The sequence below is a fragment of the Kribbella steppae genome, assembly GCF_004342025.1.
In the GTDB taxonomy this organism is placed as follows: Bacteria; Actinomycetota; Actinomycetes; order Propionibacteriales; family Kribbellaceae; genus Kribbella; species Kribbella steppae.
The window spans coordinates 687,508-701,335 of the sequence record NZ_SLWN01000003.1; the positions used below are offsets into that span (position 1 = coordinate 687,508).

Below are 13,828 nucleotides of genomic sequence, written 5' to 3' on the forward strand. Positions count from 1 at the left end.
TTGTGATGGCCTGGCGGTCCGGCACCCACCCTCTAGAGTTGGTGGATGGTGTTCTTCGGTGGGTTGCTCGCGCTGATCGGGCTGGGCACGTTGGTGTTCCGGGACGCCGACGTGGTCGGGCTGCCGGCAGTCGGGACCGGAGTGGGCCTGCTGCTGGTCGGCGCGGCGCTGGCCGGGTTCGGTTGGGTACGGCGTACGCGGGTCAAGCGCCGGCGGCGGGAACGCGGCGAGCCTGAGCCGGTCGGGGACGTGTTCGAGCGTGCTCGTGCGTTACCGCGACTCCTGCGCGCCGCCCGGCGAGGGGACTATCCCGGGTTGCCCACGAGCCGGATGGCCCTGTGGGGACTGGCACTGGTGTACCTGGTGTCGCCGATCGATGTGCTGCCGGAGCTGCTGCCGATCATCGGGGTCGCCGACGATGCGGGAGTGGCGGTCTGGCTGCTCACGAGCGTGTCGACGGCTACCGGCCTCTACCTTCGCCACGAGCGTGATCAGTTGCCCGATCGAGAGCACAGGGCGAAATAGCCAGCCAGTCGGCCACGTCCGCAGCAGCCTCATCCGGATGGGTGTAGGCGAAGAGCTGCAGCGGGTCGCTCGGCGCGTGCGGGTGCTCCTGAGCGAGTCGGGTGGCAGCGGCCAGGAGTTGCTGGGCCGCTGCCAGAACAAGCTCGGCCTGCGGCACCGCATCTGCCGCGTTGTCCAGTGTCACGGCCGACCGGGCGAGGTCGGCCACCTCACAAGCCTGGTAGGCCATGGCGATCCGGTGACGATCGGTCATACGGCGGCTCGGACGAAGAAGAGGACGGTCATGGCGATCGCGGTGGTGAGGACCAGAGCACGCAGTACGGCGGCCGGCAGCCGCCTGACCAGGTGGGCACCGGCGTACCCGCCGACGACGGCACCGAGCAGGAGCGCGACCAACTCCCACGGTTGCCCCATGACGTCGGCGGCGAAGAGGAAGATGACGCCGGCGGTGAGGTAGACGGCGGCGACCTGGATCACCCGCAACGGGTTGCCCTTGGCCGGGTCGAGTGACGTGGTCGCGGTCCAGAACGCGAGCATCATCAGCCCGACCGCACCACCGAAGTAGCCGCCGTAGATCGACAGCATGAACTGGCCGGCCAGGATCACCGCCGGCCCGGGCGTGCCCAGCCGGATCGCCTTGGTGAGCCGCCGGCCGAACGCGAGCACGATCGTCGCGAACGCCAGCAACCACGGCACCGCCGCGTCGAAAGATGCCGACGGCAACCACAGCAGCAACCCGGCGCCGAGCGCGCCGCCGACCACGCTGGCCAGCGTCAGACCGAGCGTCGACGGTTGCGGGAAGGCGTGGATCTCGCGCCGGTACACCCACGCGCTGGTCGCGTTACCGGGTAGCAGGGCAACGGTCGTGGTCGCATTCGCGGTGACCGGAGGCATGCCGCTGGCGACCAGCGCGGACAGTGCAACGAAGCTCCCGCCACCGCCGACGGCGTTGAGGGCGCCGGCCGCGACACCGGCCAGGAGGATCATCAGCACCCTTCGAGCATCACGGCTCGGCACCCGCTCCACAATGCGCGATTCCCGTAGTCAGCCTAAGGCTGAGGCGTAGGCTGACCCTCGTGCGGTACGACTTGGACGACCTCCGGCTCTTCACTCAGATTGCGGCAGAACGCTCGATCACCGGCGGCGCGCGGGTGATGCACTTGAGTCTGCCTTCGGCCAGCGCGCGGGTCAGGGCCCTCGAAGCGCAGGCCGGCGTACCTCTCCTGATCCGCGAACGCCGCGGCGTCCGCCTCACCCCCGCGGGCGCAACACTGGCCCGGCACGCCCGCGAGGTCCTCGCCGAGACCACCCGCCTGGACAGCGCCGTCGCGTCGTACGCCGTCTCCCGCACCGAACCCATCCGCCTGGTCGCCGGCGGTTCCGCGATGCACCAGCTCGTCCCCGCTGCGCTCGCCACCTTCCTGCGCGACCATCCCGAGTACGACGTGAACGTGAGCGAACGCCGCACGATCCGCAGCGTGCGGATCCTCGCCTCCGGTGAGGCCGATCTCGGCGTCATCCTCGACGACGAACCCACCGACCTCCGGACCGAACCCCTCGCCGACGACTCGCTCGTCGTCATCGGCCAAGCCGGCGGCGTCCTGTCCGGCCGTACCTCGATCGCGTACGCCGAAGTCGCCGAACATCCCCTGGTCGGCCTCGACCGCGGCTCGCCCCTCACCCAGTGGATGGACGACCGCCTAGGCCCGCACGCCCCGGCTCCTCGCTATCGGACCGTCGTACCAACCCTGCACACGCTCATCACGCTGGCGACTGCGGGCGCCGGGCTCGCGATCGTTCCTCGCCGAGCCGTCGACGCCAACACCGCCGTGGAGATCTGCCCACTCCAGGACGCCTGGTCCACCCGCGCCCACCTGCTCTGCTACTCCTCGAACGCCCCCGACTCGGCCCATCTGCTGGCCACCCACCTGCACGCGGCCGCTAGCTCTTGAGGCTGTTCCCGATGCCGTCCAGCAGGTAGCCCAACCCGAGGTCGAATACCTCGGCGGCATCGCGGTGCCGGCCGTCGTGGACCATCTCGGACAGGATCGGGTAGTCGCCGGTGGCGAACATCCTCAGGATGTGCGGTGCCATCGACGCCTGCCATTCCCGCTGGTCGAGGCCGCTGGCCCGTTCGGCCCGCCGCTTGGCGACCTCGGTCCGGACGGCGCCGGTGAGGTAGACGGTCAGCACTTCGATCGTGCTCATCATCGTGTCGATGTCACTGAGGCCGGCGGCACGCAATGCGGCCAGCGAGGCCTCGCCGTGGGCGCAGGCCGCCGGGCCGAGGCGTGGGCGGCTGCCGAGCAGGTCGGCGAACCATTCGTGCCGCAAGGCGGCATCCCGGATGCCATGAGCGAAGGAGCGCGCGACCTCGCGCCAGCTCGAGCCGGTGGGCCTCGGGATCTCGTCGTACACGGCGTCGACCATGAGGTCGAGCAGCTCGTCCTTGGTGTCGATGTAGCGGTAGAGCCGCATCGGCCCGGCGTCGAGCACCGCCGCGACCTTGCGCAGTGACACGGCCTCGATGCCTTCGGCGTCGGCCAGCGTGACTGCGGCGCGAACGATCCGCTCCCGGCTCAACGGACTGAGCGCGCGCCGCTCGGGCGGCTCGGGTCGCTCCCAGACTGACGGACTGTCTGTCACGGCACACCTCCGATCCGGACAATACACTGCCTTGATCGATACAGTGTATCGTCCGAATACAGCGTATCGAGAGGAGTCCATCATGATCGCGATCATCGGCGGCGGCCCCGGCGGCCTCACCCTTGCGCGGGTCCTGCACGTCCACGGCATCGATGCCGTCGTCTACGAGCGCGACACCTCGCGCGCCACCCGACCGCAGGGCGGCATGCTCGACCTGCACGCCGACACCGGGCAGGTCGCGCTCCGCGCGGCAGGGCTCGAACGGCAGTTCCTCGCCGCTGCCCGCCGCGAGGGTCAGGACCAGCGGATGCTGGACCACACCGGCACGTTGCTGCTCCAGCAGGACACCCCGGACGACGCGCCCATGGACCGCCCGGAGATCGACCGCGCCGATCTGCGAGACCTCCTGCTCGACTCACTGCCGGCCGGCGCGGTCAGCTGGGACCGGGCCTTCAGCCACGCCGAGCCACGGCCCGGTGGCGGGTACGTCGTCCATTTCTCCGACGGCTCCATCGCCGAGTGTGACCTGCTCGTCGGCGCCGACGGTGCGAACTCCCGGGTTCGTCCGCTGCTCACCGATGCCCAACCGGTGTTCGCCGGCACCACCTCGATCCAGAGCGCCATTCACGACGTCGATCGCACCCAGCCCGAGCTGGCAGCGATGGTTGGCCGTGGCAACTACTGGGTGTTCGGACCCGACCTGATCCTGTCCGCGCAGCGCAACGGCGACGGCACCATCCGGGTCGGTATCTTGCTGCCGGGCACACCCGACCTCGACCGGACGCCGGTCAGCGAGCTGCTCGACGGATGGGCGCCTCAGTTCCGGCGTCTGCAGGCCGCGTGTGACGAGCCGTTCGTCGTCCGCCCGATCGCTGTGCTGCCGATCGGCCTGACCTGGCCGCGCCGCTCCGGTGTCACCCTCCTCGGCGACGCCGCACACCTGATGCCGCCGGTCGGAGAGGGTGCGAACGCGGCCATGCTGGACGCGGCCGAGCTCGCCCTCGCCATCGCCGCACATCCAAGCGACCTAGAGGCCGCGCTCGCGGCCTACGAGCCGGCGATGCAGGCACGCGCGACTGAGACTGCCAAGAGATCGGCGGCGGTGATGGACATGATGTCGGGACCGGACGCCGCGCAGAAGGTACTGCGGTTCTTCCAGCCTGAGCTGGTCGACTAGCTTTCAGGTATGACTGCGGACGAGGCCATTCCCCTGCAGGCGTTCAGCGCGCTGCTCCACAGCGACAACGTCGCCACTGTCTGCAGAGCGCTGAACATGTACCAGGTGGCTGCGTCGTACACGCGGTTGTCCGGTGGGAATCCGTTGGAGCCGCTTGGCGGTGAGGTCCGGCAGGTGGCGCGGGACGTGTTGTCGCGGCCGCCGGTGGCCGGTGATTCGGAGATGCGGGCGGCGTTCGATCATCTGAGTGCGCTCAACGTGCTGACGAGTCTTGCCCAGGCCGAGGATGCGGGGTTGATCGCGGAGGTGCTCGAGGGTACGAGTGACGCGGACGTGCGTGCCACGGCTCTGCTTGCGGCGGCCGCCGTACCTGCTGATGGTGTGCCGGACGCGCGGTTGCTGGGTGCCCTTGAAGCGATGGCGCTGGACGAGACGCTCGAGGAGCGGGATCGGGCCCGGGCGCATGCTGTGCGCGAAAAGCTGACGGGGTCCTAGGGCGGCTCGGATAGCGTGCAGACATGCGCGCGTTGACAGTGGAAGAGGCCCGGCGACGGGCGGCAGACCTTGTAGTCCGGTCGTACCGGGTCGACTTCGATCTGACCGGCTCGGGCGACACGTTCGTCACGACCAGCCGGATCCGGTTCGGGGCGACGAGTGACTCGACCTGGGTGGACGTGAAGCCCGAGCGGCTGCTCGCGGTCGAGCTGAACGGTGCCGCGCTGGACGTCGACCTGCTGGCCGAGGGCAGGTTTCCGCTGACCGGGCTGCAGGCCGAGAACGAGGTCGTGGTGACCGCGGAGCTGAAGTACTCCGTGGACGGCGAGGGACTGGTGCGATCGGTCGACGCGGCCGATGGACGCGTCTACACCTACGGGATGTCGTCGCTCGAGTCGGCGCCCCGCTACTTCCCGTGTTTCGATCAGCCGGACCTCAAAGCGCCGTACACGGTGACGGTGAAGTGCCCCGAGGACTGGGTGGTGCTGGGCAACGGTGCCGCGACCCAGGTCGGGCCGGGGGAATGGGAGCTGGCCGAGACGAAGCCGTTGGCTTCGTACTTCGTCACGATCGTCGCCGGCCCGTATCACCTGATCAGGAGCGAGTACGACGGGATCCCGCTCGGACTGGCTTGCCGGCAATCGCTGAAGGAGCACCTGGAGCGGGACGCCGACGACCTGTTTCGCACCACCAGGCAGGCGTTTGACGAATACCACCGGATGTTCCGGCAGCGGTACCCGTTCGGTGAGTACTGGCAGGCGTTCGTACCGGACTTCAATCTCGGCGCGATGGAGAACCCGGGCTGCGTGACGTTCGCGGACCATCTGGTCTTCCGCAGCAAGGTGACCGAGGCGGAGCGCAGTACGCGGGCCCGGATCATTGTGCACGAGATGGCGCACATGTGGTTCGGCGACCTGGTCACCATGAAGTGGTGGAACGACATGTGGCTGAACGAGTCGTTCGCCGAGTACATGGCCCATCGGGTGTCCGAGGATGCGACGGACTACCAGGGCAACTGGACCGACTTCGCCTTCGTCCGCCGGTGGTGGGGACTGCAGACGGACCAGAGCAGCTCGACCCACCCGGTCGCGCCGGACAGCCTGAAGGACGCGCGCCAGTCGCTCGACGACTTCGACGGGATCTCGTACGCCAAGGGCGCCGCGGTGCTCAAGCAACTCGCGAAGTACCTCGGTGACGACGTGTTCCTGAAGGGCGTCAACGCGCACCTCGAGTCGCATGAGTACGGCAACGCCGACCTGCACGAGTTCATCGCCAAACTGACCGAGGCCGGCGCCCAGGACCTGGGCAACTGGTCCGAGCAGTGGCTGCGGACGTCCGGCCTGGACACGATCACGGCCGAGCGCACCCCGGCCGGCATCGTCCTGCACCGCACCAGCCCGGACGCATCCCGCCGGCCGCACAAACTCAGTGTTCGCGGGTACGACGCCGACGGCACCGGCGAAACCGTCGACGTCATGCTCGACGGCGACTTCGTGGAAGTTGCCCTCAGCAATGACCTCGCGGTGATCGTGCCGGATGCGGACGACGACACCTGGGCGAAGATCCGGCTCGACGCCACCAGCCTGGAGAACCTCCCGGCCGTCCTGCCGACGATCGCCGACGGCACCGCCCGCGCGGTGATCTGGAACTCGATCCGCGACGCCACCGCACACGCCGAGCTCGATCCGCGCCAGGCGCTCGAACTCGTCGTCACCGCGATCCAGCACGAGGACAGCGATATCGCGGTCGGCTCGCTGGTCCGCTGGCTGGAGGAGCGGGTGCTCGGTGGCTACCTCCCGTACGACGAGTCGCGCGGCGCCGTCGCCGATGCCTTGGGCAACAAGCTGGCGACCACGGAGCCGGGCAGCAGCCTGCAGCTGGCGACCGTGCGCGGCTTCATCGCGACCACGTCAGACGCTGAGCTCTTGAAGGCCTGGCTCAGCGGCGACAGGACGCCTGACGGCCTGGAGATCGACGCGGATCTGCGGTGGTCCCTGGTCCTGCGGCTCGTCCGGCTGAATGCGTTCGGCGCGGCGGAGATCGACGCCGAGCTGGCCCGGGACACGTCGACCGAGGGCGTCAACCACGCCGCCCGCTGCCGGTCGGCGCTGGCGGATGGCAAGGAAGCCGCCTGGACCCGGATCATGACGGATCCGACCGTCGGCGTGAAGGAACTGCTCGCTGCGGCCGAGGGGTTCTGGCATCCTGGTCAGGCCGCGGTCACCGCGCCGTACGTCGAGCGCTTCTTCACCGACATCCACCGGACGGCCGAGATCAGGGCCGGCATGGTGGTGGCGCTCACCGTGCAACGAATCGTGCCGGAGTTCGTGATCGAGCCGGAGTTGCTGGCCCGGGCCGCGGCGATGGTCGCGGACGAGACCGTTGCCCCGAGCATCCGCCGGCAGACGGCGAACTTCGCCGACAACCTGCGGAAGGCAGTCGCGGTACGTCGCACTTTCCTCTAGCCTGATTACGCAGAGTGTCGCTCCGAGTTCGAGGAGTCACCGAATGCGGCTGGTCAGAGTTGTGCTGGTCCTCGGACTAATCGCACTCGGGACGACTGCGGCCGCCGTACCGAGGGATCCGGTGGCCGAGGTGCTGGCGCGGTTGGACCGGGTCGCCGGGCTGCGGATCGAGAGCGGGAAGCTGATCAACGGCAAACCGTTCTTCGTGCTCTGGTTGCGGCAGCCGGTGGATCAGCACCGCCCGGACGGCGAGCAGTTCGAGCAGCGAATCACCTTGTGGCACAAGGGTTTCGACCGGCCGACAATGCTGCGAAGATCCTGCAGACGTGGCTCGGCGTCCCGGTCGATACGACGATCGGGGCGCTAGTGGACCGTCAGCCGCTCGGCCACGGCCTTCCGGGCCTGGTGGATGCGGGCCTTGACCGTCCCTAGCGGGACGTCGAGTTCGGTCGCGATCTCGGCGTACGTCATCGCGCCGAGGTCCCGGAGAACAAGCGGCTGAACCAGTTGGGGATGGCTGGATTCCAGGTTCTCGAGGGCTTCCAGCAGATCGAGCCGGGAACCGGCGATCACTGACGTGGTGCGCGGATCGATGGCCTCCGGCATCACCTCGGCGGACTGTTCGACCTGGCGCCGCTTGAGTGAACGGTAGGTCTGCCGGGCCTGGTTGGTGGCGACGATCGTCACCCAGCCGGCGAAGCTGCCGGTGCCCTTGAAGGTGTGGATCTTGTTCGCCACCTGGAGCAGGGTGTCCTGGACCGCCTCCTCGGCATCCTCGCGGTACGGCAGGAACCTGGCCACCCGCCGCTGCACCTGCGGACGGATCGCCTGCAGGAGCTCGGGCACGACCGATTGATCCCCCGCCGCGGCCCGGGCCGCGAGTTCCTCCAACTCCTCGTTCATGCTCCCCCAGAGTGGTGTTCGCCTGACAGCTCGGCTGTGGTCGACAATAGCCCGGATGGACGTCATCGGGAGGTACCGGCTACAGGCCAAGATCGGCGCGGGCGCGTTCGCGACGGTCTGGCGTGGGTACGACGACGACCTCGACGTGGACGTGGCCGTCAAGGTGCTCGCCGACAACTGGGCGTCGCGCGCCGACGTCCGGGAGCGATTCCTGTCCGAGGCACGGCTGATGCGGCGGATCGCCAGCGATCGGGTGGTCCGGGTGTTCGACCTCGGCAAGCTGCCGGACGGGCGCCCGTACTTCGTGATGGACTACGTCGGCGGCGGCACGCTGGCCGAGGTGCTGCGCCACGGGCCGCTCGATCCGGCCGACGCGTTGTGGTGGGGTGCGGACCTGTCCCGCGCGGTCGCCGCGCTCCACAGCGAGGGTGTCGTCCACCGCGATGTCACGCCGGCCAACCTGCTGCTCCGACCCAACCAGGGCGACGAGTCGGGCGGCGGGACACATCGGATCGTGCTGGCCGACCTGGGACTCGCCAAGCGGGCCGCCGAGGCGTCCGGACTGACCCAGGCCGTCGGTACGCCGTCGTACATGGCTCCCGAGCAGGGTCGTGGCGACGGTGGTTTCGACGAGCGGGCGGACATCTACGCGGTTGGTGCAGTGACGTACGCGTTGCTCACCGGACATCCGCCGTACTCCGCGGGCTCGATCACCGAGGTGCTCAACCGCGACCCCGACCTGCCGCCGCCGAGCCTGCGGCCGGCGCTGCACGACTCGGTCGGGCAGCTCGACGACCTCTTCGCCCGCGCGCTGGCCTACGACGTCGACGCCCGCTGGGAGCGTGCTGACACCCTCGCCGAGCGGCTGGAGGCGGAGGCGTACCGGCTGGAGCAGGAAGCGCCGCTGCGCGCGCTGGAGCGGACGCATATCAGCGATGAGGATGAGGAACTGCCGACCACGGTCGCCACGGACCCGCCGGTACGACGCCGCCGCCGAACACGAGCCCTGTTCCTGCTCGCACTGCCAGTCGTCTTCGTACTCGCCGGAGTGGGCGGCTGGTATCTGTTCGGTCAATGAGACGAGGGGCTCCTCTCCGGAGCCTGACTCCTTAGAGTAGCCATATGGCTACTCACCGCTGTGTCTTGGTTCTCGGGGTTGCCGTGCTTCCGTTCGTCGTTGCGACCGGGGCTGAGGCGGCGGCGCCGACGGCGAGTTATGCGTGCCGGGCGGACACCAAGTTCGGCCGGCATTTGCTGTCGCTGCGGCAGGGGGTTGATGCGAAGGCGCCGGCCACAGTGCCACCGAACACTCGGTTCACCATCGCTGTCGATCTGAAGCCGGGGTCGCTGCCCGGTGAGGTCAAGGGCTTCAAGCTGAAGGAGGTCCGGGACCTGTCGTTGCGGGTTCCGATCCCGGCCAACTCGTCGTACGTGAGTGCCAAGCTGACCGGCGGCTCGGGTCTCAACTCCACGCCCACCGTGCACCTCGACCGCAGTGTTGTCGTCGTGAAGGTGGCCGGCCCGATCCCCGGCGGCGCCAACTATCAACTCCCGTCGCTGTCCGTCCGGCTGAAGTCCGGTCGCCCCGGCACCGTCATCGAGACCAAACTCAAAGGCACCAGCTACGACGATCCAGGCCTCACCCTGCAGGCCAAGATCAAGTGGAAGTTCGTCACCATCACTTCCCCCGTCTCGTGCTTCCCCGACCCCAACCCCGCCCTGACCCGCACACTCGTCCGCTAGTACGTCCGCTCGGCGGCCGGGACACCTTCTGGTGGGCTTGAACAGGAAATATCGTGTCTCGGCCCACCAGTTTCTGTTCAAGCCCCCGCGATTGCAGGCGTCGAGGCCTGCCTGGGCCGATGCCGGGGTCAGTAGGTGCCGGTGATGCGGGAGGTTGCGGGTCGCGTCTCCGGGCTGCGTGATGGTGCTAGTCGGGGTGGGTGCGTCAAGTGCGCCTTCGGCGTCCGCTTCGCGGATCTTCGACACTTGACCCCCACCACCCCGACCAGGAGGGCGCAGCTATCCCGGAGCTGCTCGGAGGAGTGGTCGCGTGTCTGGGGTGGATCCGGTGGGACGGTCGTGGACCCGGGGAATGCGGTGGGACGGGTCGTGGACCCGGGGAATGCGGTGGGACGGGTCGTGGACCCGGGGGTTAGGACACCGTTTGGTGGGCTTGAACAGGAAATAACGTGTGCCGGCCCACCAGTTCCTGTTCAAGCCCCGCAATGCCGGCGTCGGGGGCGGGTCAGTAGGTGACGGTGATGCGGGAGGTTGCGGGGTCGAGTCGGGCCTGGCCGCCGTACGGGAGGATTTGCTGGGGGTCGGTGTGGCCGATGTCGACGCCGGTGACCAGGAGGGCGGTCGGGTTGTACTCGGACAGTGCGCGGCGGACTGCGGCGTACTGCGACTCGACGTACGACGTGGACTGCTCGGGTGTCGTGTGGTGGTCGAGGGCCCAGGACTTCGGGCGGGCCCAGAGGACGGCGTCGAAGCGTTCGAGGAGGCCGCGTTCGCCCAGGTTGCGGAGGATCCGGTAGACCTGGGTGTCGGTCGGCATCTCCTCGCTGGTCTCGAGGAACAGGATGCCGTCGTACTCCGAGACCGGCAGCATCCACCGCCCGACCGCGAGTTGCCAGTCGAGGATCTCGACGCAGCCGCCCCAGAGCCGTCCGCTGACCGGCTGGTCGCCGTACCAGGTCCAACCCGTGCCGGGGAACAGCGGCGGCTCGGTCTCCAGGGTGGCCGGATCGGCCCAGTCGCGGTCGTGGTCGGTCCAGCCGGTCGCCGGGGTCAGGTCGAAGTCGCCCGGTGTGAACAGCGCGGCCCGCAACGAGCGCTCGGTGTCGGGGTGCATCGCGCCGCCGCGGCCGAACTGCACCATCACGCTGCCGCCGTGGTACGCCGGCAATCCCAACGAATACAGGAAGTTGAGCAGGTTCGTGTTGTCGCTGTAGCCGAAGAACGGCTTCGGATCCGCCCGGAACACCTCGGGATCGAGGTGCTTCAGCACGGTGAGCTGGTCGTCGCCGCCGATACTCGCGATCACCGCGCGGATCGACGGATCCGACCAGGCCGCGTGCAGGTCGGCGGCCCGCTCGGCCGGAGTCGTCCCGAGTTTGCGGGTCGTCGGATACTCCACCGGGTCGAGGCCGAAGTCACGCAGGCGCTGCAGACCGAGCTCGTACGGACCCGGAAAGATCTCCGGCAACCCGCCCGACGGCGAGACGATCGCGACCTTGTCCCCAGGTTCAACCATGCGGTGACTGTACGACGCCTCGCCCGCGGACGTCAGCGATTTATACGCCGATCGGATGCCAGACGGTCTTCAGTTCCAGGTACTGCGTCAGGCGCGACAGGCCCGGCGACTCCGACCAGTCCTCCTCGGCGGGACGTCGTACCCGCTTCAGGTTCTCGGCGGCCGCGGCTTCCAGGTCGCGGGCTTCGTCGGGGGAGTCGATACCGCACAGGTCGATCGCGTTGACGTCCATGTGCGACGCCAGCCACGGGCCGATCTCGGACGCTGACCCGGTCAGGATGTTGACGACACCACCCGGCAGATCGGAGGTCGCCATCACCTCGCCCAGCGTCACGGCCGGCAGCGGGCGCTCGTAGGACGAAACAGCGACGACCGTGTTGCCGGAGACGATCGCGGGCGCGATCACGCTGGTCAGCCCGAGCAGGCTGGAGTCCTGCGGTGCCAGCACCGCGATCACACCGGTTGCCTCGGGCAATGAGAAGTCGAAGTACGGGCCGGCCACCGGGTTGCTCGAGCCGACCACCTGGGCCAGCTTGTCGGCCCAGCCGGCGTACCAGACCCAGCGGTCGATTGCGGCGTCCACGACCGCGCGGGCCTTCGCCGCCGACAGCCCTTCGGACGCTGCCACCTCGGCACTGAACTGCTGGTGCCGGCCCTCCATCACCTCGGCGATCCGGTAGAGGATCTGGCCGCGGTTGTACGCCGTCTTGCCGGACCAGCCGCCGAACGCCTTCCGGGCCGCGACCACCGCGTCCCGGGCGTCCTTGCGGGAGGCCTGCGACGCGTTCGCCAGGAACTTGCCCTTGGCATCGTTCACGACGTACGTCCGGCCGGACTCGCTGCGCGGGAAGGCGCCGCCGACGTAGAGCTTGTAGGTCTTGCGTACCTCGAGCCGCGGGCTCTGTTTGGGAGTCGAGTCCTTAGTGGGCAAGGTAGGCCTCCAGACCGTGGCGACCGCCCTCGCGGCCGTAGCCCGACTCCTTGTACCCGCCGAACGGCGAGGTCGGGTCGAAGCGGTTGAACGTGTTCGCCCAGACGACGCCGGCGCGCAGCTGGTTGGCCATCCACAGGATCCGGGAACCCTTGTCGGTCCAGATCCCGGCGGACAGGCCGAACGGGGTGTTGTTCGCCTTCTCCACCGCCTCGGCCGGAGTCCGGAAGGTGAGCACCGACAGCACCGGCCCGAAGATCTCCTCGCGGGCGATCCGGTGGGCCTGCGTCACCCCGGTGAAGACGGTCGGCGGGAACCAGTACCCCTCGGCCGGCAGCTCGCACTCCGGCGACCAGCGCTCGGCGCCCTCGTCCTCGCCGATCTGGGACAGCTCGCGGATCTTGGCCAGCTGGGCCGACGAGTTGATCGCACCGATATCGGTGTTCTTGTCCAGCGGGTCGCCGACCCGCAGCGTGCCCATCCGGCGCTTCAGCCGGGCGAGCACCTCGTCGTACACGCTCTCCTGGACCAGCAGCCGCGAACCCGCGCAGCAGACGTGGCCCTGGTTGAAGAAGATGCCGTTGACGATGCCCTCGATGGTCTGGTCGATCGGCGCGTCCTCGAAGACGATGTTCGCCGCCTTGCCGCCGAGCTCCAGCGTCACCTTCTTGTCCGATCCGGCGACCGCCTTGGCGATCGACCGGCCGACCTCGGTCGAACCGGTGAACGCGACCTTGTCCACGTCCGGGTGCTCGACCAGCGCCTGACCGGTCCGGCCGGCGCCGGTGACGATGTTCACCACACCGGGCGGCAGGTCCGCCTGCCGGCAGATCTCCGCGAACGCGAGCGCGGTCAGCGGGGTCGTCTCGGCCGGCTTCAGTACGACGGTGTTGCCCGCGGCCAGCGCGGGAGCGATCTTCCAGGCCAGCATCAGCATCGGGAAGTTCCACGGGATCACCTGGCCGGCGACACCCAGCGGCTGCGGGTCCTCGCCGGCACCGGCGTACTCGAGCTTGTCCGCCCAGCCCGCGTAGTAGAAGAAGTGCGCCGCCACCAGGGGGATGTCGACGTCACGCGACTCGCGGATCGGTTTGCCGTTGTCGAGCGACTCCAGCACCGCCAGCTCACGGGCGCGCTCCTGGACCAGCCGCGCGATCCGGTACAGGTACTTCGCCCGGTCCCGGCCCGCCATCGGCCCCCAGACCTTGTCGAAGGCTTTGCGGGCTGCCTTGACTGCTTTGTCGATATCAGCAGGCCCGGCCTCGCTGACCTCCGCGAGCACCTCCTCCGACGACGGACTGACGGTCTTGAACGGTTTCCCGTCCGTCGCCTCGACGAACGCCCCGTTGATGAAGAGCCCGTACGACGACTTGATGTCGACGATGGCCCGGGATTCCGGGGCCGGTGCGTACTCGAATCTGCTCATG

At 68.8% G+C, this 13,828-nt stretch carries 14 protein-coding genes; 8 read left to right on the top strand and 6 right to left on the bottom strand.

The window, feature by feature from the left end:
* The first annotated feature begins 45 nt into the window (after positions 1-45).
* The gene (locus EV652_RS11875; protein WP_132209095.1) at positions 46-525 is read left to right on the top strand and encodes a YkvA family protein; all 480 of its coding nucleotides are present in this window, start codon (positions 46-48) and stop codon (positions 523-525) included.
* Between the two features lie 249 nt (positions 526-774).
* Here EV652_RS11875 and EV652_RS11880 read toward each other — a convergent pair whose 3' ends face one another.
* A complete protein-coding gene (locus EV652_RS11880) occupies positions 775-1,512 on the bottom strand; it encodes a sulfite exporter TauE/SafE family protein (protein WP_132209187.1) in 738 nt (245 codons plus the stop codon).
* Between the two features lie 89 nt (positions 1,513-1,601).
* Here EV652_RS11880 and EV652_RS11885 point away from each other — a divergent pair, with 89 nt between their 5' ends.
* Positions 1,602-2,477 (top strand): LysR family transcriptional regulator, encoded by an 876-nt coding sequence (locus EV652_RS11885; protein ID WP_132209096.1) that lies wholly within the window; start codon positions 1,602-1,604, stop codon positions 2,475-2,477.
* Here the strand turns inward: EV652_RS11885 and EV652_RS11890 are convergent.
* Positions 2,467-3,171 carry a TetR/AcrR family transcriptional regulator gene (locus EV652_RS11890; protein WP_199238123.1) on the bottom strand — a complete coding sequence of 235 codons (705 nt, stop codon included), beginning with the start codon at positions 3,169-3,171 and terminating at the stop codon, positions 2,467-2,469. The two genes, EV652_RS11885 and EV652_RS11890, sit on opposite strands and share 11 nt — an antisense overlap.
* An 82-nt stretch (positions 3,172-3,253) precedes the next feature.
* Between EV652_RS11890 and EV652_RS11895 the strand changes: the two genes are divergently transcribed.
* Genes EV652_RS11895 through EV652_RS11910 form a run of 4 tightly spaced genes read left to right on the top strand, consistent with a single transcriptional unit; the run spans position 3,254 to position 7,675 of the window.
* Positions 3,254-4,348 (top strand): FAD-dependent oxidoreductase, encoded by a 1,095-nt coding sequence (locus EV652_RS11895; protein ID WP_199238124.1) that lies wholly within the window; start codon positions 3,254-3,256, stop codon positions 4,346-4,348.
* A gap of 9 nt (positions 4,349-4,357) precedes the next feature.
* Positions 4,358-4,843: a hypothetical protein gene (locus tag EV652_RS11900; RefSeq protein ID WP_132209097.1), complete on the top strand. Its 486-nt coding sequence runs from the start codon at positions 4,358-4,360 to the stop codon at positions 4,841-4,843.
* A gap of 23 nt (positions 4,844-4,866) precedes the next feature.
* Complete coding sequence (pepN, locus tag EV652_RS11905) at positions 4,867-7,308, top strand: aminopeptidase N (RefSeq protein ID WP_132209098.1); 2,442 nt, start codon at positions 4,867-4,869, stop codon at positions 7,306-7,308.
* A gap of 43 nt (positions 7,309-7,351) precedes the next feature.
* Positions 7,352-7,675 (top strand): hypothetical protein, encoded by a 324-nt coding sequence (locus EV652_RS11910; RefSeq protein ID WP_132209099.1) that lies wholly within the window; start codon positions 7,352-7,354, stop codon positions 7,673-7,675.
* Here the strand turns inward: EV652_RS11910 and EV652_RS11915 are convergent.
* The gene (locus EV652_RS11915) at positions 7,672-8,211 is read right to left on the bottom strand and encodes an RNA polymerase sigma factor (RefSeq protein ID WP_242001701.1); all 540 of its coding nucleotides are present in this window, start codon (positions 8,209-8,211) and stop codon (positions 7,672-7,674) included. The genes EV652_RS11910 and EV652_RS11915 overlap by 4 nt on opposite strands.
* A 55-nt stretch (positions 8,212-8,266) precedes the next feature.
* Between EV652_RS11915 and EV652_RS11920 the strand changes: the two genes are divergently transcribed.
* Together EV652_RS11920 and EV652_RS11925 are read left to right on the top strand one after the other, a co-directional pair.
* Positions 8,267-9,289: a serine/threonine-protein kinase gene (locus tag EV652_RS11920; RefSeq protein ID WP_132209101.1), complete on the top strand. Its 1,023-nt coding sequence runs from the start codon at positions 8,267-8,269 to the stop codon at positions 9,287-9,289.
* A gap of 44 nt (positions 9,290-9,333) precedes the next feature.
* Positions 9,334-9,954: a hypothetical protein gene (locus EV652_RS11925; protein WP_132209102.1), complete on the top strand. Its 621-nt coding sequence runs from the start codon at positions 9,334-9,336 to the stop codon at positions 9,952-9,954.
* A 505-nt stretch (positions 9,955-10,459) separates the two neighbouring features.
* On the opposite strand, the gene EV652_RS11930 is transcribed toward EV652_RS11925, so the two are convergent.
* From EV652_RS11930 to EV652_RS11940, 3 genes are read right to left on the bottom strand one after another with little or no spacing between them, the layout of a single operon-like run.
* Positions 10,460-11,470 (bottom strand): S66 family peptidase, encoded by a 1,011-nt coding sequence (locus EV652_RS11930; RefSeq protein ID WP_132209103.1) that lies wholly within the window; start codon positions 11,468-11,470, stop codon positions 10,460-10,462.
* A gap of 40 nt (positions 11,471-11,510) precedes the next feature.
* Positions 11,511-12,401: an aldehyde dehydrogenase family protein gene (locus EV652_RS11935; RefSeq protein WP_132209104.1), complete on the bottom strand. Its 891-nt coding sequence runs from the start codon at positions 12,399-12,401 to the stop codon at positions 11,511-11,513.
* On the bottom strand, positions 12,391-13,827 hold the full coding sequence (locus EV652_RS11940; RefSeq protein WP_132209105.1) for an aldehyde dehydrogenase family protein: 1,437 nt from the start codon (positions 13,825-13,827) through the stop codon (positions 12,391-12,393). The genes EV652_RS11935 and EV652_RS11940 overlap by 11 nt, the downstream gene beginning before the upstream one ends.
* Position 13,828: the final 1 nt, after the last annotated feature.